Consider the following 18,737-nt stretch of genomic DNA (forward strand, 5'->3'; position numbering starts at 1 on the left):
GCCGAATCCCCGGCGACGGGTAATCTGAAATATCGTGCTTGTACTTGCCGTCGACACCTCGACCCCCGCCGTCACCGCAGGTGTGGTGAGCCTGACCGAGTCCACGGCCGGTGCAGCGACCACGACGCTCGCCACCCGGGTTCGAGTGGACGCACGATCGCACGCTGAAATCCTGACGCCCAACATCGTCGAGTGCCTGGCCGAGGCCGACATCACCGCAGCCGAACTGGGTGCCGTCGTCGTGGGCGTCGGCCCCGGGCCCTATACCGGCCTTCGGGTGGGAATGGCGACGGCTGCGGCGTTCGGGGACGCGCTCGGTCTTCCGGTGTACGGCGTGTGCAGTCTCGACGCCATCGCTGCAGATGTCTCCGAGCCCGGGTCGCTTCTGGTGGTGACCGATGCGCGCCGACGCGAAATCTACTGGGCGCGTTACGAAGCCGGCGTGCGGGTGGCGGGACCCGACGTTGTCGCCCCGGCCGAGCTCGATAGTGTCGGAGTCGACGCGGTCGCTGGATCGGCCCCGCATGCTGCGGCATTCGAGCTTCCGATTCGTGATGTGCAGGCACCGTCCGCAGCCGGATTGGTTGCGGTTGCTGCCGCCGACATCGGCAGCGGTATCGTCCCGGGCCCGCTCGTCCCGTTGTACCTGCGCCGCCCCGACGCCAAGACGCTCGACGAGCGCGCCGCAGCGAAGGCTGCGAAGTGACGGTGTCGATCGAGTCGATGACGGCGGCGGACGCTGCTCGGTGCGCGTACCTCGAGACCGTGCTGTTCCCGGGTGACGACCCGTGGGCCGAGGATGCATTCATCGCGGAACTGGCGGCACCACACAATCATTACGTCACGGCGCGGGAGAACGGTGAGGTCGTCGGCTACGCAGGCATCTCTCTGTTGGGGCAGCCGAGCCGCGGAGCGTTCGTCGTCGGAGAGTCCGAGGTGCACACCATCGGTGTCGATCCGGCGCATCACCGCAGAGGAATCGGCGGGCGACTGCTCGACGAACTGCTGCGCGTGGCCGACGAGCACGGTGGGCCGGTCTTTCTCGAGGTCCGCACCGACAACGAGCCCGCCATCGAGTTGTACCGACGCGAAGGGTTCGAGATCGTGGGCACCAGGGCGAAGTACTACCAACCGAGCGGGGCCGATGCCTTCACCATGCGTCGGTTCGAGAAGACGGAAGGACCGGCCCGATGATCGTCATGGGTATCGAAAGTTCCTGCGACGAAACAGGAGTCGGGATCGTCCGGTGGGGCGGGGCAGGCACTTGCGAGCTGATGGCCGACGAGGTGGCCTCGAGTGTCGACGAACACGCGCGGTACGGCGGAGTGGTGCCCGAGGTGGCGTCGCGCGCGCACCTCGAGGCCATCGTGCCGACCATGCGGCGGGCTCTGGCAGCCGCGGACATCGAGCGTCCCGACGCCGTCGCGGTGACGATCGGACCGGGGTTGGCAGGGGCCTTGCTGGTCGGGGTTGCCGCCGCCAAGGCCTACGCCGCGGCCTGGGGTGTGCCCTTCTACGCGGTGAACCACCTCGGTGGGCACGTCGCGGTCGACACACTCGAGCACGGGCCGATGCCGTCGTGCGTGGCACTGTTGGTCTCGGGTGGTCACACTCATCTGCTGCACGTGGACGATCTGTCTCGGCCGATCGCCGAGCTCGGGACCACCGTCGACGACGCAGCCGGGGAGGCCTTCGACAAGGTTGCGCGGCTGCTGGGATTGGGCTATCCGGGTGGTCCGGCCCTCGATGATGCTGCGCGCGAAGGTGATCCGGCCGCGATCGCGTTTCCCCGAGGAATGACCGGCCCACGCGACGCCCGCTACGACTTCTCGTTCTCCGGGGTCAAGACGGCTGTCGCCCGGTTCGTCGAGGCCCGGCAGCGCGCGGGAGATCCGATTCCGGTCGCGGACATCGCCGCGTCCTTCCAGGAATCCGTAGCCGATGTCCTGACGATGAAGGCCGTCCGTGCGGCAACCGACGTCGACGTCGACACGATAGTTCTGGGTGGGGGTGCCACCGCCAACTCTCGCATCCGTTCGCTGATCGAAAGCCGTTGTGCCGAGCAGGGTTTGACGCTCAGAATTCCGAAGCCGCGACTGTGTACCGACAACGGGGTGATGATCGCGGCACTGGGCGCGCACCTCGTCGCGGGCGGAGCACAGCCTTCGGCCTTGACCGCAGTGACCGATCCCGGCCTGTCGGTCGCGATCAGTCAGGTGCCCGGCTGAGGGGCCTGCGTGGCGGGGGTGGTCTCGGACGAACGGGTTGTCGACGGCACGGCCGCGGACAGAGGCTCACTCGAGGGGGCCGGTGCAGGCGGTGACCACACCGTTGGTGGTGCCGTCAGTTCCGGCGTGGGCTCCGAACCGCTGACATCGGTGGTCGGCGCGCCGATCGACTCGGTCGGCACCGGCGTGACCTCGGTCGTCGGTACCGGCACGATCTCGGTCGTATCGCTCGGGTCCGAAGACTCGATCGGTTCGGAGGGCCCACCCGGAATCGTGGTGACCGAGGTCGGCGGTTCGATCGGAACTGCGGTGGTGACATCGGGGGACGCAGGATTCGACGTGGGATCGATCGGCCATTCGATCTGCGGGAGATCGGGGGCCGGCCGCAGCGTCGGGGTGCTGGTCGGCGCAGCGGTGGTCGTGAACCGAGCCGACGATCCGTCGCCGTCGACGGAGGTTGCCGTCGGGTCGGACCGATCGCCCGGGGTGAGCCCGGCGGTGGGGCGGTTCTCGTCGGGGGCCCAGCCCTCGGTGATCGGCGTACCGGCGTCGCTCGATTCGGTCGCGTCGCGGGCGGTACTTCCGGCCGGTGAGACGTTGGGATCTTCGGCCGGTGCCATCGTCTGCACACCGTAGGCGAGTACCAGTCCGCCCGCGACGACGGCAGCCGCGATCGCACCGGAGTATCGGCTCATCCGGCTCGCGGTGTTGCGCGTGGCCGAGACGAGTTGATACCCGCCGCCGACGGCCGATGCGGCGACGGCAGCAGCGCCGACGGCAAGAACGGCGTCGGGTTCCGGCAGTCGAACGACCGGGGCGTGGAACATGTCGGTGAGCGTGGACGCGAGCAGGGGAATGTGCGCCCCTCCGCCGATCAGCACGATGACCTCGGGTTCGTGCGTGCTCTCGTCGAACACCCGCCGGACGAACCGAGCGGCGGTGTCGAAGGTCGGGGTCACGGCGGCTTCGAACGCGTCACGGGTGACCGTCAGCGGGACTCCGCTGTAACGCTCGATGCGGACCTCGTCCTCCTGGGAGAGGCGTTCCTTGATCGATCGGTACCGCGCGGAGCCGATTCCTCGGTTGTCGCGGATGTCGTCCCGAAGATTGTCACGGGTCATGTCCTGCACGAGGTTCTTGACGAGCACGTCGAGTGCGTCGCCGGCGACGGCGTCCGACCGGCCGTGTGCCAGTACCGTCTCGGCGGTCCGATCGGTGACGGTGACCGACATGCCCGAGGCTCCGAGATCGACTAGCGCGATCGTGTCGTACCGGTCGATAAGGCCGGTGGTCGCCAGGTGCGCGGACGCGGCTGCGGACTCCGGCACCAGTCGAACGTCGCGAGTGGTGTGGGCCAGCGCCGCGCGAATGCCCGCAGCGTGCTCCTCCGTGCGGTAGGTGACTGCGATCGCGTCGGGGGACCGGTGGCCGGGGATCAGGGAGGCCATGAGTTCTATGGCCGAGGTGACCAGATCGCCGATGTCGGTGTTGGCTTGACGGTCGGCCGAGACCGTTCGGTACTCGACCGTGCGAGAACCGTCGGTGTCGACGGTGACGAGGGCTGCGCACACGACCTCGGATCCGGTGGATATGCCCACTCCTACCCGCATGCTTCACCTCCCGCCCCTGTGTATCTGTCGGAAATCGACTGCCCTGAGTGCCTTGTCGCGGCACAGCTGCCGACCGTTATCGTTCGCACAGCTCCGTTATCGTAACGTTACTTCGAGCTCCGGCGCGAGTGTAATAGGCCGCTCGGTCCGTTACCCGATGACTGTTGATGGCCTCCTACCTGGCCTTTCGGAGACTTCACGGAGTCCGGAAACAGCGAGAAACGACGTGGGTGTTCGGCGTTTCGGGCCCCGATTCGGCAGTCGTCGGATGTGCGTGGTTACGCGAAGCGGTGGGCGATCGCCCTCGTGCGCACCCGTGCGACCACCGCGCCGCGAACCTGGCGAACCCAGCCCTTGAGTGCTGGCACTCTCGTGTATAGAGTGCTAGTTGGCACCGAGCGAAGTCCCGGCACCCGCGACGACGGGAACGAGTTCAGGCCGTGATTGTCAGAACCGCACGAGAAGTACATACACACAGCTGTCCGGGGATCCGACCCCGGGCGCGTACCCCATAACTTTGGAGGGCTCAACGTGGCGAGCGTGAAAATCAAGCCGCTCGAGGACAAGATCCTCGTCCAGGCCAACGAGGCCGAGACGACGACCGCCTCCGGTCTGGTCATCCCCGACACAGCCAAGGAGAAGCCCCAGGAGGGCACCGTCGTCGCCGTGGGCGAGGGCCGTGTCACCGAGAAGGGCAACCGCATCCCGGTGGACGTCAAAGAAGGTGACACCGTCATCTACAGCAAGTACGGCGGCACCGAGATCAAGTACGCCGGCGAGGAGTACCTGATTCTGTCGGCACGCGACGTGCTGGCTGTCATCGCCAAGTAGGCCACAACGCATCCGCCCCGGTATCCGATTTTCGTGTCGGTCCCGGGGCGGTGTGCGTTCGATCGAGTTTCTTTGCTCGAAGGAGTAACACCGAAACATGGCAAAGCAAATCCAATTCAACGAGGAAGCGCGCCGCGCACTCGAACGCGGCGTCGACAAGTTGGCCGACGCAGTCAAGGTGACGCTCGGGCCACGGGGACGCCACGTCGTCCTGTCCAAGGCATTCGGCGGTCCGACCGTCACGAACGACGGTGTCTCGATCGCTCGTGAGATCGACCTGGAGGATCCGTTCGAGAACCTCGGCGCGCAGCTGGTCAAGAGCGTCGCCACCAAGACCAACGACGTCGCAGGCGACGGAACCACCACCGCGACGGTCCTCGCGCAGGCACTCGTGCGCGGCGGTCTGAAGAACATCGCCGCGGGCGCGAACCCGATCGCGCTCGGTACCGGCATCTCCAAGGCGGCCGACAAGGTCGCCGAGGCCCTGCTCGCCGCCGCAACCCCGGTCGAGGGCAAGCAGGCGATCGCTCAGGTCGCCACCGTGTCCTCGCGTGACCCCGAGATCGGTGAGCTCGTCGGCGAGGCGCTCACTCGCGTCGGCGCAGACGGCGTCGTCACCGTCGAGGAGTCCTCGACGCTGCTGACCGAGCTGTCGGTCACCGAAGGCGTGCAGTTCGACAAGGGCTACCTCTCGCCGTACTTCGTCACCGACGTCGACGCGCAGGAAGCAGTTCTCGAGGACGCGTACGTCCTGCTGTACCGCGAGAAGATCACATCGCTTCCGGACTTTCTGCCTCTGCTGGAGAAGGTTGCCGAGAGCGGCAAGCCGTTGCTCATCATCGCCGAGGACACCGAGGGTGAAGTTCTCTCGACGCTGGTCGTCAACTCCATCCGCAAGACGATCAAGGCCGTGGCGGTCAAGGCGCCGTTCTTCGGTGATCGCCGCAAGGCGTTCCTCGACGATCTCGCGGTCGTGACGGCCGGTCAGGTCATCACCGCCGATGTGGGTCTGAGTCTCAAGGAAGCCGGCCTCGAGCTGCTCGGTCGCGCTCGTCGCGTCGTCGTCACCAAGGACGACACGACCATCGTCGACGGTGCGGGCACGCAGGACGACATCGATGCGCGCGTCGGTCAGCTCCGTCGTGAGATCGAGAGCACCGATTCGGAGTGGGATCGCGAGAAGCTCGAAGAGCGTCTGGCGAAGCTCTCGGGCGGCATCGCGGTCATCAAGGTCGGCGCAGCCACCGAGACCGAGCTCAAGGAACGCAAGTTCCGCGTCGACGACGCCGTGGCTGCGGCCAAGGCTGCGGTCGAAGAGGGAATCGTCCCCGGCGGCGGCTCGGCTCTGACTCAGGCAGCGTTGGCTCTGGCCGACGACCTGGGCCTGACCGGTGACGAAGCTACCGGTGTGGCCGTGGTGCGCACCGCGCTCAACGCACCGCTGTTCTGGATCGCCTCCAACGCGGGCATCGACGGTTCCGTCGTCGTCAGCAAGGTGGCAGAACTGCCGAAGGGTCACGGATTCAACGCCGCGACGCTGACGTACGGCGACCTGCTGGCCGACGGCGTCGTCGATCCGGTCAAGGTGACTCGCTCCGCAGTGGTCAACGCCGCGTCGGTTGCACGCATGATCCTGACGACCGAGAGTGCGATCGTGGAGAAGCCGGAAGAGGCTTCCGAGCCTGCTGCCGGACACGGACACGCTCACTGACGTTCGGTGACACGAGAAAGCCCCCCAACCCGAACGGGTTGGGGGGCTTTCTCGGTGTTGGGGTGACTACACCGCGATGCGGCGGCGATTGTGACGAGCGTGCAGTTCCCGCTCGGTCTCGGACATCCCGCCCCAGATCCCGTAGGGCTCGCTGACGTTGAGAGCGTGTGTACGGCATTGAGCGAGTACGGGGCAGCTGCGGCACATTTCCTTGGCTCGCATCTCGCGCTGTGCTCGTGCCCGGCCCCGCTCGCCGTCCGGGTGGAAGAACATGGACGAATCGACGCCACGGCACAGGCCGTGCATCTGCCAATCCCAAATATCGGCGTTCGGCCCAGGGAGGTGATTCGGCTGCGGCATGGAAACTCCTAGGGTGGTGTGGCTTCTCGGATTCGTGATCCGAATGTCGACAACGTTATGTGGATCGACGAAATCGAGTCAATAGTTCTCTGTCGTGGGCAAATGCATAGTTATGGGGCAAAGAATTAACACGGGCGATATTTACTTCGACTCACCCGCATGCGTGTCCTTCCTGTTGAAGAATCCGCCGACACGCGAGACGATGAGAGTGCACAGGCTGTGCGGCTGCCGATGCGGTGCGCTCCGACGCAGACGTCCCGCGGCGGTTCGACGAGACTCCAGCTGGATCCGACCGGAACCTTGTTGTCGGTATTTCTGCTGATCACAGCAGTGTCGGTGGTGCCGAGCGTAGTCCGGATCAACACCTCGGGCTCGACGTCGGTTCCCTCGACCGAGCCCGCACGGAGTGTCCGAGACGATCGCGTGGATCGCGGGGCGACGTTCGAGTGGGCGCGGATTCGGCAGGCTGTGCGTCGTGAGCCGAATGTGCGATCGAGTGCGCCGATTAACCTATTCGCCACACAGCGTTCAGATTCTCGTCTTCGAATCGGCCCGTGTTCACATTGTTAATTCCTTGAAAACTGCTTTCTGCGCACAGGAAACGATGCACCGATGCCCCTTTCGGTCCGATAGCGAATTCGCCCCACGTAATAACGTCGCCACGAATCGTTAGGACTCGGGCGCGGTTCGACGCAGGCTCAGGCCCTACCCTTGCGTCCGTGCCATCAGAGCAGAGCTCGCTGTTCACCGCGACGCAGTCCGAACTCTTCGACGCTGCCTTCGGCAGCAACCCCGGCCGATTTCCGCTCCCGGCCGCCACCGATTCGCGAGAGAGCTGGTTTCGCAGTGTCGCGTTGGCGGGCCAGGGTCGATACAGCGCCGCCGAAATCGAGCTTCGGAGGCATCGGCCCCGTGGCCCGGAACTTCGGTCGCTGCACGCCTCGACCAGAGCGTCGTGGCTGCGTCAGGTGGGCGAACACGAGCGAGCCCGCCGATTCGACGGCATGGCTGTCATTCTCGTCGGTCTCGTAGGGCCGTCGGAATCCGAGGACTCCGTTCAGGCCCGTAGCGATGCGCTGACCGGCCTGGCCGCAGATGCATTGGGAAGCGGACGGTTTCACCTCGCGGACACCCTCCTGGCCCGCAGTGCGGGCCAGCGGCACGGCCACGTCGGTCGGGGATCGTGGCGCCCGGCACTGCGGGCGGCGTGGGTGGCGGCCGAGTTGGCGATGATGCGCGGCGACGGACCCGAGGCAGTCCGACACGCCGAGGCCGCTCGAGCTCTCGCCAACGATGCCGATTCGTTACGGCACATCGTCAAGACCGACCTGGTGGTTGCGGCCGCACTGAGCTGTGCCGGTGAGACCTCCCGTGCCCGTGAGTCGGCCGTCCAGGTGGCCTGTGCTGCGGAGATGGCAGGTCTGCTACCCCTGCGCTGGGCCGCCACGATGCTCTGCGAGGGAACAGGCGGGGTCGATGCCGGGATGATCGCCTCCGGCGACTTGGCTGCCGCCATCGATCGCCTGGGTGGTTCGACGGTCGGTTGACCAGGACCTGGGTCGGAGTCGGACCGATTGGTTCGGTTGTGACCGGGTGGTGTCGCTATCCTTGGTCTCGTTCCACCACCACGTGGAAGCGCTCCCAGGCGGGTGCGTACCTGTAACGCGGGGAAATTTGTCGACGATGAACAGTGCGGGTGAGGAGCTTGACTCTTTCGTCGTTGCCGCAGCGCAAGGCGATCGACTGGCTCTGTCCCGGGTCTTGGAGTTCATCCGACCACTCGTCGTTCGGTACTGCCGGGCACGGGTCGGTTCGGCCGAACGCGGTCAGCTTTCGGCCGACGACGTGGCGCAGGAGGTCTGTTTGGCAGTCATGACCGCCTTGCCGCGATACCAGGACCAAGGTCGTCCGTTCATGGCATTCGTGTACGGCATCGCGGCTCACAAGGTCGCCGACGCCCATCGCAGCGCCTCGCGTAACAAATCGGACCCGGCCGCCGAAGTACCAGATGTCGTGTCGATGGAGCACGGACCGGAGCAACGCGCTCTCGAATCCGAGTCGAGTCGACAGATGACTGCACTGCTGGACACCTTGCCCGCCAAGCACCGCGAGATTCTGGTGCTCCGACTGATAGTCGGATTGTCGGCCGAGGAAACAGCAGCCGCCGTCGGAAGCACTGCAGGCGCTATCCGCGTGGCTCAGCACCGAGCTATCGCAAAACTGAAGAACGAAGTTGTGAGAGCAGGTGAAATGTATGGCTAGGGACAATGGTCACGGTGGCCCCGGTGAGACCCCGCGTCGCGGAATCTCGCGTATCGGTGAGCACGTGAACTCCACTGGACCGAAGCAGAACGATCCCTATGCCGACATCGGCGCAGACGGTGGTCCAGTGGACCTCGTCGCCGTACGTCGTGACGATGCGTTCATCGACGCGATCAGTGGTGACGGACCGATTGCCACCGATGACGCAGACGAGTACCAACTCGCCCTACTGTTGGCCAATTGGCGAGCAGACGTGGTCACGCCGGCGATGCCGGCCGGACCCTCCCTCGACGTGGTCGTCGCGTCGGTCGAACGCGAGAAGCTCGCCGCCGACATGGCTCGCTCGAGCTCGGCCAACCGCGGTGGACGGATGCGTTTGTTGCGTCCCATCGCCGGTGCCGCAGCCGCGATCGCCGTCGTGATGGGTGGCCTGGTGGTCATCTCGTACAACTCGACACCGGACGATCCGCTGTGGAGCGTCAAGTCGGTCGTCTTCTCCGAGCAGGCCGATTCGACCGTGGCGCAGATCGATACGACGTCCAAACTGCAGGAGGCGGAAAATCTTCTGTCCTCCGGGGACACCACTGCCGCTCGCGCACTGCTCGACGGTGCGTCGAACAGCAGTTCCGCTGTGCTCGACGACGCGCAGCGAGCCGAGCTCGATCAGTGGCTGGCGCGTCTGCTGCAGGAACTGCAGGCTCTGACGCTGCCCGCGCCCGTCCCGCCGCCTGCCGATGTGATCCCGGCTCCGGTGCCCAGCTCGGAGGTCGTGTTGCCACAGGCTCCGGTGGATCAGGTCGCACCCGACACCACGGGTGTGCCGATCACTCCGGCTCCGACGACGACACCCGTGGTTCCGCCCACCACGACGACCCCGAGTCCGACGACGACCACCGATGTCACGCCGACGGTGGTCCAGGAGCCCGATCAGCCGACAGCGACCGCTGGAGGCAGTTCGTCGGAGAACCGCGACCGCATGTCGGTTCCGTCCGGCGGCAGCTGACCGGGTTTCGATTCCCCACCGAACGACGAAGAAGCCCGACACGATGATCGTGTCGGGCTTCTTCGTGTGAAGATGCGGAAAGGGTCAGCTGTCGAATCCGTCGCCGTGCAACGCGTCGTTCATCGAAGCGTCGGCGAACCCGCGGCAGTAATCCCAGGTCACGTAGGCGTCGGGGACGGGGTCGTAGGCGGGCTCGTGCGGACGGACGGTTCCGTCGACCAGAAGCTGCAGAAGGTTCGCCCGCAACATGTCCCAGTCGTGGTAGTGGTCCTGCTGGCAGTCCTCGCAGCACACGACCAGTCCGCGGATGCCGCGGTGGCCGAGCAGTGCCTCGTAGACAGCCAGGTCCGCCAGGTCTTCCTCGACGGCCAGGCGCTCCTGAGGATCGAGAGGCTGGCCTGGCTCGATGGCGTCGAGGGCGGCCGACGGGTCGGCTGGGTCTCCGGCGAACGGATCCGGGGGTAGACCGGGAGGCAGTTGATCGCGCACGCCTCCACGGTACGCAGGACTTGTGGGTCTGCGCCAGCCGTTCGAATACGACATGCCGGACGCGGTGGCCGCCGACACTGGTGCAGACCGCGATTTCGGTGCTCGAAGCCACTCACAGCGGGAGGCATTCGCACTGGTTGTGCCCTAGCCGATACCATGGTTCACGGCGCTGAACAGATGAGTGCAAGTGCCGAAACTCCATCCGTTCTCCAACACCGCATTGCGGTGCGCCTGCGAGCTCTCACCGGCCGCACGCCGCGCCGAAGTGCAACCAGGCTCTAGGGAGGGCCAGATTCGTATGAGTAGTCCCGGAGCCCACGTCCGCACAGGCGGCGACGATCCCAACAAGGTCGCGATGCTCGGCCTCACGTTCGACGACGTCCTGCTGCTGCCGGCCGCTTCGGATCTGATTCCCAGCTCGGTCGACACCTCCAGCCAGATCACCCGCGAGATCCGCCTGCGGGTACCGCTGGTCAGCTCCGCCATGGACACCGTCACCGAGGCGCGGATGGCCATCGCCATGGCCCGCGCCGGCGGTATGGGCGTACTGCACCGCAACCTGTCGCTGCAGGATCAGGCGTCCCAGGTCGAGACGGTCAAGCGCTCGGAGGCCGGGATGGTCACCGACCCCGTCACCTGCAAGCCCACCGACTCGTTGGCCGAGGTCGACGCCATGTGTGCGCGCTTCCGGATCTCCGGTCTTCCGGTCACCGACGAGACCGGCGCGCTGGTCGGCATCATCACCAACCGCGACATGCGGTTCGAGGTCGATCAGAACCGCCGCGTCGCCGACGTCATGACCAAGGCACCGTTGATCACCGCGCAGGAGGGCGTCACCGCGGAAGCGGCGCTCGGTCTGCTGCGTCGCCACAAGATCGAGAAGCTGCCGATCGTGGACGGCAAGGGCGCGCTCACCGGTTTGATCACCGTGAAGGACTTCGTCAAGACCGAGCAGCACCCCGATGCCACCAAGGACCGTGACGGTCGCCTGCTGGTCGGTGCCGCGGTGGGCGTCGGGCAGGACGCCTGGGCTCGATCGATGGCTCTGACCGACGCCGGGGTGGACGTCATCATCGTCGACACCGCGCACGGCCACAATTCGCAGGTACTCGAGATGGTCAGCAAACTCAAGGCCGAGGTGGGCGACCGCGTACAGGTCGTCGGCGGCAACGTGGCCACCCGAGCGGGCGCACTCGCCCTCGTCGAGGCGGGTGCGGACGCGGTCAAGGTAGGCGTCGGGCCTGGATCGATCTGCACCACCCGCGTTGTCGCAGGCGTCGGCGCTCCGCAGATCACCGCCATCCTCGAAGCCGTCGCGGCGTGCAAGCCGCACGGTGTGCCGGTCATCGCCGACGGCGGTCTGCAGTTCTCCGGCGACATCGCCAAGGCGCTCGCTGCCGGTGCGTCGACCGCCATGCTCGGATCGTTGCTGGCCGGAACCGCAGAGTCGCCGGGCGAGCTGATTCTGGTGGGCGGCAAGCAGTTCAAGAGCTACCGCGGCATGGGTTCGCTCGGCGCGATGCAGGGTCGAGGGGGAGCGAAGTCGTTCTCCAAGGACCGCTACTTCCAGGACGACGTGCTGGCCGAGGACAAATTGGTGCCCGAGGGCATCGAGGGTCGCGTCCCGTACCGCGGACCGTTGACCCAGGTCATCCACCAGCTCACCGGTGGTCTGCGCGCCGCGATGGGGTACACCGGTTCCACCTCGATCGAGGACCTGCAGAAGGCTCAGTTCGTGCAGATCACTGCGGCCGGGCTCAAGGAGAGCCACCCGCACGACATCACGATGACCGCAGAGGCCCCGAACTACACCACCCGATAGTCGCCTCGGCCCTTCCTCGGCCGATTCGATTCGCTCTCGAAGTAGAAAGGTGCGCGCGTGCGCGACCTCGTTGAAATCGGCATGGGCAGAGAAGCCCGCCGCACCTACCAGCTGGACGACATCGATATCGTGCCGTCCCGTCGTACCCGGTCGTCGAAGGAGGTGTCGACGGCATGGCAGCTCGACGCGTACCGCTTCGACATTCCCGTTCTGGCGCATCCGACCGATGCTCTGGTCTCGCCCGAGTTCGCGATCGAGCTGGGTCGCCAGGGTGGGCTGGGTGTCATCAACGGTGAAGGACTGTGGGCGCGCCACGCGGACGTGCAGGCGAAGCTCGATCAGCTGATCCACATCGCCGAGACCGATCTCGATCCGGACGCACCTATCGCCTTCCTGCAGGAACTGCACGCGGCACCGCTTCGGCCGGATCTGCTGGCCGCGGCCGTCGGTCAGGTCCGTGACTCCGGGGTGACCGTCGCCGTTCGGGTGAGCCCGCAGAACGCTCGCTCGCTCACCCCCGCCCTGGTGGCATCGGGTCTCGATCTGCTGGTCATCCAGGGCACGATCATCTCCGCCGAGCACGTGGCTCACGGTGAGGACGAGCCGCTGAACCTCAAGACCTTCATCGCGGAGCTGGATGTTCCCGTCATCGCAGGCGGCGTGAGCGATCACCGCACCGCGCTGCACCTGATGCGCACCGGCGCTGCAGGCGTCATCGTCGGATACGGCTCGGTCGAAGGTGGCACGACCACCGGTGAGGTGCTCGGCATCGGCGTTCCGATGGCCACCGCCATCGCCGATGCGGCCGCGGCCCGTCGGGACTACCTGGACGAAACCGGCGGGCGCTACGTGCACGTCATCGCCGACGGCGACATCACCACCTCCGGTGCCCTCGCCAAGGCCATCGCCTGTGGGGCCGATGCTGCGGTTCTCGGTGCTCCGCTTGCCGTCGCCGCGGAGGCTCCCGGCGGAGGTTGGTACTGGCCGTCGGCCGCGGCGCATCCGTCCATGCCGCGCGGGGCGCTGCTGCCGATGTCGGCGGGGGAGCGGCCGAGCCTGGATCAGGTGCTCAACGGACCGTCGCGTGAGTCGTACGGCTCGATCAACCTCGTCGGCGGGCTGCGTCGGTCGATGGCGAAGTCCGGGTACTCCGATCTCAAGGAATTCCAGAAGGTGGGCCTGAACGTCAGGGCTTGATCGACACTGCTCCGACAGGGCGCGTACTCCTTTCACTCAGGGGTGCGCGCCCTTTCTGCTGCATGTCGTCCACGTAAGCCGACCCTGTGTTGGTGATACCTCTCGTAACAGCTAGAATCGGTTGTGGCGGTAGTCACATGGGGGTGTGCATACTGTTCGACAGCATCGGATGTAGCGGAGGTCACCATGGGTTCAGCTGTTCGCGCAACGGATTACGACGTCTTGATCGTCGGTTCGGGCTTCGGCGGAAGCGTCACCGCGCTTCGGTTGGTGGAGAAGGGATACCGCGTCGGCATCCTGGAAGCCGGACAACGCTTCGAGGACAAGGACTTCGCGAAGAACAGCTGGGATCTCAAGCGCTTCCTGTGGGCACCGAAGCTCGGCCTCTACGGCATCCAGCGGGTGCACCTGCTGCGCGACTGCCTCATCCTCGCCGGTGCCGGAGTCGGCGGCGGTTCGCTGAACTACGCGAACACCCTCTACAAGCCCCAGGCACCGTTCTTCGAGGACAAGCAGTGGGCGCACATCACCGACTGGAGCAGTGAGCTCTCCCCGTTCTACGACCAGGCCACCCGCATGCTCGGTGTCGTCCGCAACCCGCACATGACCCCCGCCGACGAGGTGATGAAGTCGGTCGCCGAGGACATGGGTGTCGCCGATACCTTCATCCAGACACCGGTGGGAGTGTTCTTCGGCGAAGAACCGGGCAAGACGGTCCCGGACCCGTACTTCGGCGGAGCAGGCCCCGAGCGCACCGGATGCATCGAATGCGGCGAGTGCATGACCGGGTGCCGCCACGGAGCCAAGAACACCCTGCTCAAGAACTACCTGGGCCTGGCCGAGCGCGCAGGAGCCGAGATCGTTCCGATGACGACCGTCACCGGTCTCGTTCCCCGATCCGACGGGACCTGGGACGTCGACACCGAACGAACCGGTGCCCGGCTGCGCAAGGGCCGCAAGACCTACAGTGCGGCCAATGTGGTTCTCGCTGCAGGCACCTGGGGTACGCAGAACCTGCTGCACAAGATGAAGGACACGGGTGCGCTGCCCCGTCTGTCGGACACGCTCGGGGAACTGACCCGCACCAATTCCGAGTCGATCGTCGGGGCCGCGAAGCTGGCGGTCGATCCGAACATGGATCTCACGCACGGTGTGGCCATCACGTCCTCGTTCCACCCCAGTCCCAGCACACACATCGAACCGGTCCGGTACGGCAAGGGCTCGAACGCGATGGGCATGCTGCAGACACTGATGACCGACGGCGGCGGAAGGATCCCGCGGTGGCTCAAGTTCGTGTTCGCCATGATCGCTCATCCGATCCAGTTCGTCCGCGTCGTCAACGTCCGGCACTGGAGCGAGCGCACCATCATCGCGCTCGTCATGCAGAACCTGGACAACTCGATCACCACGTTCACCAAGCGCGGAGCCTTCGGCCGCAAGATCTCGAGCAAGCAGGGGCACGGTGAGCCCAACCCGACGTGGATCCCGGAGGGCAACGACGCCACCCGACGCATCGCCAAGAAGATCGGTGGTGTGGCAGGCGGCACGTGGGGAGAGTTGTTCAACATTCCGCTCACGGCCCACTTCCTCGGTGGCTGTGCGATCGCCTCGGATCCCGAGCACGGCGTCATCGATCCGTACCATCGCGTCCACGGCTACCCGACGCTCAGTGTGGTCGACGGCGCTGCCGTATCGGCCAACCTCGGAGTCAACCCGTCGCTGACGATCAGCGCGCAGGCCGAGCGATCGGCCGCGCTGTGGCCGAACAAGGGCGAGCTGGATCTCCGTCCGGCGCAGGGGTTGCCGTACCAGCGCCTCGATCCGATCGCCCCGAACTCCCCGGTCGTGCCGGTGGATGCTCCGGGTGGTCTGCGACTGCCGATCGTCGAGATCCGGTCGGGTTCGTCGGCGATGCCCGTCGAGCATTCGGGTGTTGCATGACCACTGCGGCAGTCCCACTAGACTGACCCGGTGACCGACTCCTCTGCACACGATCCCGCACACGCACGCCCGGTTCTCGTCGTCGATTTCGGCGCCCAGTACGCGCAGTTGATCGCCCGCCGTGTGCGCGAGGCCAATGTGTACTCCGAGGTGATCTCGCATACCGCCACTGCCGAGGAGATCGCGGCGAAGGACCCTGTCGCGCTCGTTCTGTCCGGCGGACCCTCCAGCGTTTACGCAGAGGGTGCGCCCGAGCTCGATTCCGCGCTCCTCGACCTCGGCATCCCCGTGTTCGGCATCTGCTACGGATTCCAGGCCATGGCTCAGGCCCTCGGCGGAACCGTCGAACACACCGGAACGCGGGAATACGGCCGTACCCAACTCAGCGTGGACGGCGGTCGTCTGCACGACGGTCTGCCCGCCACGCAGCCGGTCTGGATGAGTCACGGTGATGCCGTCACCGCGGCCCCGGAGGGCTTCACCGTCACCGCCACCAGCGCAGGCGCGCCGGTCGCTGCCTTCGAGAACGAGGGCAAGCGTATGGCGGGCGTGCAGTATCACCCCGAGGTTCTGCACTCCCCGCATGGGCAGCAGGTGCTCAGCCGATTCCTGCACGAGACGGCGGGTATCGCGCCGGACTGGACTGCAGCCAACATCGCCGACGCTCTGGTCGACGCCGTGCAGGAGCAGGTCGGCCCGACGGGCAAGGCCATCTGCGGCCTCTCGGGCGGCGTCGACTCCGCAGTGGCGGCGGCGCTGGTGCAGCGGGCGATCGGTGACCGTCTGACCTGTGTCTTCGTCGACCACGGACTACTGCGCGCCGGCGAGCGTGAGCAGGTGCAGCAGGATTTCGTCGCCGCGACGGGTGCCAAGTTGGTCACCGTCGATGCGGTCGACACCTTCCTCGGCGCACTCGAGGGTGTCTCGGACCCCGAGGAGAAGCGCAAGATCATTGGCCGCGAGTTCATCCGAAGCTTCGAAGGCGCGGTGGCCGAGGTGCTGGGCGAGAACGCCGAGCACGGCGACGCGGTCGAGTTTCTGGTGCAGGGCACGTTGTACCCGGATGTCGTCGAGTCCGGCGGCGGGTCCGGTACTGCCAACATCAAGAGCCACCACAACGTCGGCGGGCTGCCGGACGATCTGCAGTTCGCCCTGGTCGAGCCGCTTCGCGCACTGTTCAAGGACGAGGTGCGTGCCGTCGGACGAGAACTGGGATTGCCCGAGGACATCGTCGGCAGGCAGCCGTTCCCAGGACCGGGTCTGGCGATTCGCATCGTCGGTGAGATCACCCGCGACCGTCTGAACACGCTCCGTCATGCCGATTCGATTGTCCGAGAAGAACTTACGGTCGCAGGCTTGGATCAGCAGATCTGGCAGTGCCCGGTCGTGCTGTTGGCCGACGTACGCAGTGTCGGGGTGCAGGGCGACGGCCGAACCTACGGCCACCCGATCGTGCTGCGTCCGGTCTCGAGCGAGGACGCCATGACGGCGGACTGGACTCGTTTGCCCTACGACGTGCTCGAAACGATCTCGACTCGGGTGACCAACGAGGTTCCTGAGGTCAACCGAGTCGTTCTCGACGTCACGAGCAAGCCGCCGGGCACCATCGAGTGGGAGTAGCGGACTCAGCTCTTCTTGCTGGGGCCCAGCAGTAGCGCGAAGCCGACCACCACCGCGACGACGACGAACACCCAGCGGAACTGGACGTCGCCCAGTGCCGCTATCGCTCCCTGGCCGATGAGTGCTGCGACCGAGACGACCATGGTGGCCAGCCCGGCGAGCAGCAGCAGTGCCGAGGGGCCGCGTCGGCTCGAAGTGCGATTCTCGCCGGCGGGATCGTCGTAGTCGTGGCCGACACGGTCGGTCTCGTTCTTCTTCACCGGTTCCCCACTTTCAGTTCGCCGAGTGCCAGATCGCCGACGATCGTCAGTACCGGATCATCGCTGCTCGTTCCCGGTCCGAACCGTGTGTCGGTGGGGCACGAACCCAACGCCGCCTCGCACTGCACGATCACGTTCATCGAATCGGGCACGGTCACCGACGCACTGCCCAGCGCCACGTCGATCTCGACGGTGCGGTTCTCGGTGAGGGCGAGGCCCGTGAGGTCGAGGTCCAGTTCACCCATACCGACGTCGTAGGTGTCCGCGAGATCGGCAACGGCGGTCGGTGCGATGCGCTGGGTTCCCGACGCACTCTCGCCCATGTCCATCGGATCGACCGCTGAGGCCAGGACGACGAAGCCGGCCAGAGGTGCCGCGATCACCAGCAATCCGTAGCCCTTGCGCAGGAATGCGCCGACCACGAGTCCGACGGAGACGACGGCGAGAGCGACGGCTCCGACGCGGCCCGGCGAGGCCCAATCGCCACCGGTTGCGGCACCGACCGCCGCGGTGATGCCGGCAGCGAGCAGGGCCAGACCGAGAAAGCTTGCCGTCCACCGTGATCGACGCTTCCGTTCGATCGCCGCGGGCGGGAATGTCCCGGTCGGTTCGGGAAGATCCCAGGCGAACGGTGCCACCCCGAGCGGGTCCCACGACGGTGGAGTCACGGTGTGCATGTCGGTCGGCGTCTCGGTCGGCTTCTCGACGGGTGCGGTTGCCTTGCTCAGGTTCACGGTGTGCGCGTCGGTGCCGGTGTCGGAGCCGGCGGAGGAGTACTCGACAGTCTTCGGAGTCGGAACGTAGCTCTTCGGCAGAGTCGTGTACGGCGTGTATCGCTCGTACTGGAACTGCGGCGGACGATACTGCGCGGCCGTCCACTGCTCTGCCGACGTGTTGGAACCGAAAGGCATGGGGGCGTAGCGGTTACGGGAGAACTCCGCCGTCCGCATGTACGGCGGCGGCTCCGGGCACCGTTGGTGCAGCAACCACAGTCCACCGAGCATCGCCACCAGAGAGATCAGCCCCGAACCCCCGAGTCCGACACCCACAGGGCCGATCGTCGACACCGCGATGACCAACGCCACCGCCACGACCACCATCTTGGTCGTCGAATCGGAGCTGTTGCCACGCCCGACGAGCGACTCCGCACCCGACGCCGTGTCACCGGCGCGGCTGAGCACCAGCCACGCCGCCAGATACAGCACGATGCCGGTACCGCCGAACAAGGTGGAGACGACGAACGCGATCCGAATCAGAACGGGGTCGACGTCGTAGCGATAGCCGATACCGGCCGCAACACCCGCCACATGCCCGCGTTGCGGCAAGCGGTGCGGACGGGTGCGCCACATCTGCTGAAGTTGATCCGAGACGGTCACGTTGCTCATGCCAACCATCGTCTCCGC

17 protein-coding genes are annotated in these 18,737 nt (G+C 66.2%); 12 read left to right on the plus strand and 5 right to left on the minus strand.

Going from position 1 to position 18,737, the window contains the following annotated elements:
• The first annotated feature begins 34 nt into the window (after positions 1–34).
• The 3 genes from tsaB to tsaD are packed head-to-tail and all read left to right on the plus strand — an operon-like array spanning position 35 to position 2,228.
• On the plus strand, positions 35–706 hold the full coding sequence (gene tsaB / locus CH273_RS23775) for a tRNA (adenosine(37)-N6)-threonylcarbamoyltransferase complex dimerization subunit type 1 TsaB (RefSeq protein WP_032397505.1): 672 nt from the start codon (positions 35–37) through the stop codon (positions 704–706).
• Positions 703–1,194: a ribosomal protein S18-alanine N-acetyltransferase gene (gene rimI / locus CH273_RS23780; protein WP_032397504.1), complete on the plus strand. Its 492-nt coding sequence runs from the start codon at positions 703–705 to the stop codon at positions 1,192–1,194. Before tsaB ends, rimI begins: the two co-directional genes overlap by 4 nt.
• Positions 1,191–2,228, plus strand: a complete 1,038-nt coding sequence (gene tsaD / locus CH273_RS23785) for a tRNA (adenosine(37)-N6)-threonylcarbamoyltransferase complex transferase subunit TsaD (RefSeq protein ID WP_032397503.1) — start codon at positions 1,191–1,193, stop codon at positions 2,226–2,228. The genes rimI and tsaD overlap by 4 nt, the downstream gene beginning before the upstream one ends.
• Here tsaD and CH273_RS23790 read toward each other — a convergent pair.
• Positions 2,213–3,838: an Hsp70 family protein gene (locus CH273_RS23790; protein ID WP_052050151.1), complete on the minus strand. Its 1,626-nt coding sequence runs from the start codon at positions 3,836–3,838 to the stop codon at positions 2,213–2,215. The genes tsaD and CH273_RS23790 overlap by 16 nt on opposite strands.
• Positions 3,839–4,369: 531 nt before the next feature.
• Here CH273_RS23790 and groES point away from each other — a divergent pair.
• Both groES and groL read left to right on the plus strand, forming a co-directional pair.
• Positions 4,370–4,669 (plus strand): co-chaperone GroES, encoded by a 300-nt coding sequence (groES, locus tag CH273_RS23795; protein WP_008718149.1) that lies wholly within the window; start codon positions 4,370–4,372, stop codon positions 4,667–4,669.
• A 97-nt stretch (positions 4,670–4,766) separates the two neighbouring features.
• Positions 4,767–6,380 (plus strand): chaperonin GroEL, encoded by a 1,614-nt coding sequence (gene groL / locus CH273_RS23800; RefSeq protein WP_032397502.1) that lies wholly within the window; start codon positions 4,767–4,769, stop codon positions 6,378–6,380.
• 66 nt (positions 6,381–6,446) lie between these two features.
• On the opposite strand, the gene CH273_RS23805 is transcribed toward groL, so the two are convergent.
• Positions 6,447–6,740, minus strand: coding sequence for a WhiB family transcriptional regulator (locus CH273_RS23805; RefSeq protein ID WP_027496361.1), 294 nt, complete (start codon positions 6,738–6,740; stop codon positions 6,447–6,449).
• A 719-nt stretch (positions 6,741–7,459) separates the two neighbouring features.
• Here CH273_RS23805 and CH273_RS23815 point away from each other — a divergent pair.
• From CH273_RS23815 to CH273_RS23825, 3 genes are all read left to right on the plus strand, one after another.
• Complete coding sequence (locus CH273_RS23815) at positions 7,460–8,287, plus strand: hypothetical protein (protein ID WP_052050147.1); 828 nt, start codon at positions 7,460–7,462, stop codon at positions 8,285–8,287.
• Between the two features lie 136 nt (positions 8,288–8,423).
• Positions 8,424–9,002: a sigma-70 family RNA polymerase sigma factor gene (locus CH273_RS23820; RefSeq protein ID WP_032397500.1), complete on the plus strand. Its 579-nt coding sequence runs from the start codon at positions 8,424–8,426 to the stop codon at positions 9,000–9,002.
• The gene (locus CH273_RS23825; protein WP_052050144.1) at positions 8,995–10,005 is read left to right on the plus strand and encodes an anti-sigma-D factor RsdA; all 1,011 of its coding nucleotides are present in this window, start codon (positions 8,995–8,997) and stop codon (positions 10,003–10,005) included. Before CH273_RS23820 ends, CH273_RS23825 begins: the two co-directional genes overlap by 8 nt.
• Before the next feature lie 84 nt (positions 10,006–10,089).
• On the opposite strand, the gene CH273_RS23830 is transcribed toward CH273_RS23825, so the two are convergent.
• Positions 10,090–10,494, minus strand: a complete 405-nt coding sequence (locus CH273_RS23830; RefSeq protein ID WP_032378069.1) for a DUF5319 domain-containing protein — start codon at positions 10,492–10,494, stop codon at positions 10,090–10,092.
• Positions 10,495–10,792: 298 nt separating this feature from the next.
• Between CH273_RS23830 and guaB the strand changes: the two genes are divergently transcribed.
• From guaB to guaA, 4 genes are all read left to right on the plus strand, one after another.
• Positions 10,793–12,316, plus strand: a complete 1,524-nt coding sequence (gene guaB, locus CH273_RS23835; RefSeq protein WP_176459332.1) for an IMP dehydrogenase — start codon at positions 10,793–10,795, stop codon at positions 12,314–12,316.
• A 57-nt stretch (positions 12,317–12,373) separates the two neighbouring features.
• On the plus strand, positions 12,374–13,513 hold the full coding sequence (locus CH273_RS23840) for a GuaB3 family IMP dehydrogenase-related protein (RefSeq protein WP_032397499.1): 1,140 nt from the start codon (positions 12,374–12,376) through the stop codon (positions 13,511–13,513).
• Positions 13,514–13,699: 186 nt separating this feature from the next.
• A complete protein-coding gene (locus tag CH273_RS23845) occupies positions 13,700–15,454 on the plus strand; it encodes an FAD-dependent oxidoreductase (RefSeq protein ID WP_032397498.1) in 1,755 nt (584 codons plus the stop codon).
• 30 nt (positions 15,455–15,484) lie between these two features.
• Positions 15,485–17,074: a glutamine-hydrolyzing GMP synthase gene (gene guaA / locus CH273_RS23850; protein WP_032397497.1), complete on the plus strand. Its 1,590-nt coding sequence runs from the start codon at positions 15,485–15,487 to the stop codon at positions 17,072–17,074.
• Between the two features lie 5 nt (positions 17,075–17,079).
• On the opposite strand, the gene CH273_RS23855 is transcribed toward guaA, so the two are convergent.
• Both CH273_RS23855 and CH273_RS23860 read right to left on the minus strand, forming a co-directional pair.
• A complete protein-coding gene (locus CH273_RS23855; protein ID WP_032397496.1) occupies positions 17,080–17,334 on the minus strand; it encodes a hypothetical protein in 255 nt (84 codons plus the stop codon).
• Positions 17,331–18,719 (minus strand): PspC domain-containing protein, encoded by a 1,389-nt coding sequence (locus CH273_RS23860; RefSeq protein ID WP_032398232.1) that lies wholly within the window; start codon positions 18,717–18,719, stop codon positions 17,331–17,333. The genes CH273_RS23855 and CH273_RS23860 overlap by 4 nt, the downstream gene beginning before the upstream one ends.
• Positions 18,720–18,737: the final 18 nt, after the last annotated feature.

This window comes from Rhodococcus sp. 05-339-2 (assembly GCF_002258965.1).
GTDB lineage: Bacteria > Actinomycetota > Actinomycetes > Mycobacteriales > Mycobacteriaceae > Rhodococcoides.

Bases quoted from the DNA above. Each gene is read 5' to 3' on its own strand.
- CH273_RS23790 (WP_052050151.1), bottom strand. From the start codon at position 3,838: ATGCGGGTAGGAGTGGGCATATCCACCGGATCCGAGGTCGTGTGCGCA.
- tsaD (WP_032397503.1), top strand. From the start codon at position 1,191: ATGATCGTCATGGGTATCGAAAGTTCCTGCGACGAAACAGGAGTCGGG.
- CH273_RS23805 (WP_027496361.1), bottom strand. From the start codon at position 6,740: ATGCCGCAGCCGAATCACCTCCCTGGGCCGAACGCCGATATTTGGGAT.
- CH273_RS23820 (WP_032397500.1), top strand. From the start codon at position 8,424: ATGAACAGTGCGGGTGAGGAGCTTGACTCTTTCGTCGTTGCCGCAGCG.
- CH273_RS23825 (WP_052050144.1), top strand. From the start codon at position 8,995: ATGGCTAGGGACAATGGTCACGGTGGCCCCGGTGAGACCCCGCGTCGC.
- CH273_RS23860 (WP_032398232.1), bottom strand. From the start codon at position 18,719: ATGAGCAACGTGACCGTCTCGGATCAACTTCAGCAGATGTGGCGCACC.
- guaB (WP_176459332.1), top strand. From the start codon at position 10,793: ATGAGTAGTCCCGGAGCCCACGTCCGCACAGGCGGCGACGATCCCAAC.
- groL (WP_032397502.1), top strand. From the start codon at position 4,767: ATGGCAAAGCAAATCCAATTCAACGAGGAAGCGCGCCGCGCACTCGAA.
- CH273_RS23845 (WP_032397498.1), top strand. From the start codon at position 13,700: ATGGGTTCAGCTGTTCGCGCAACGGATTACGACGTCTTGATCGTCGGT.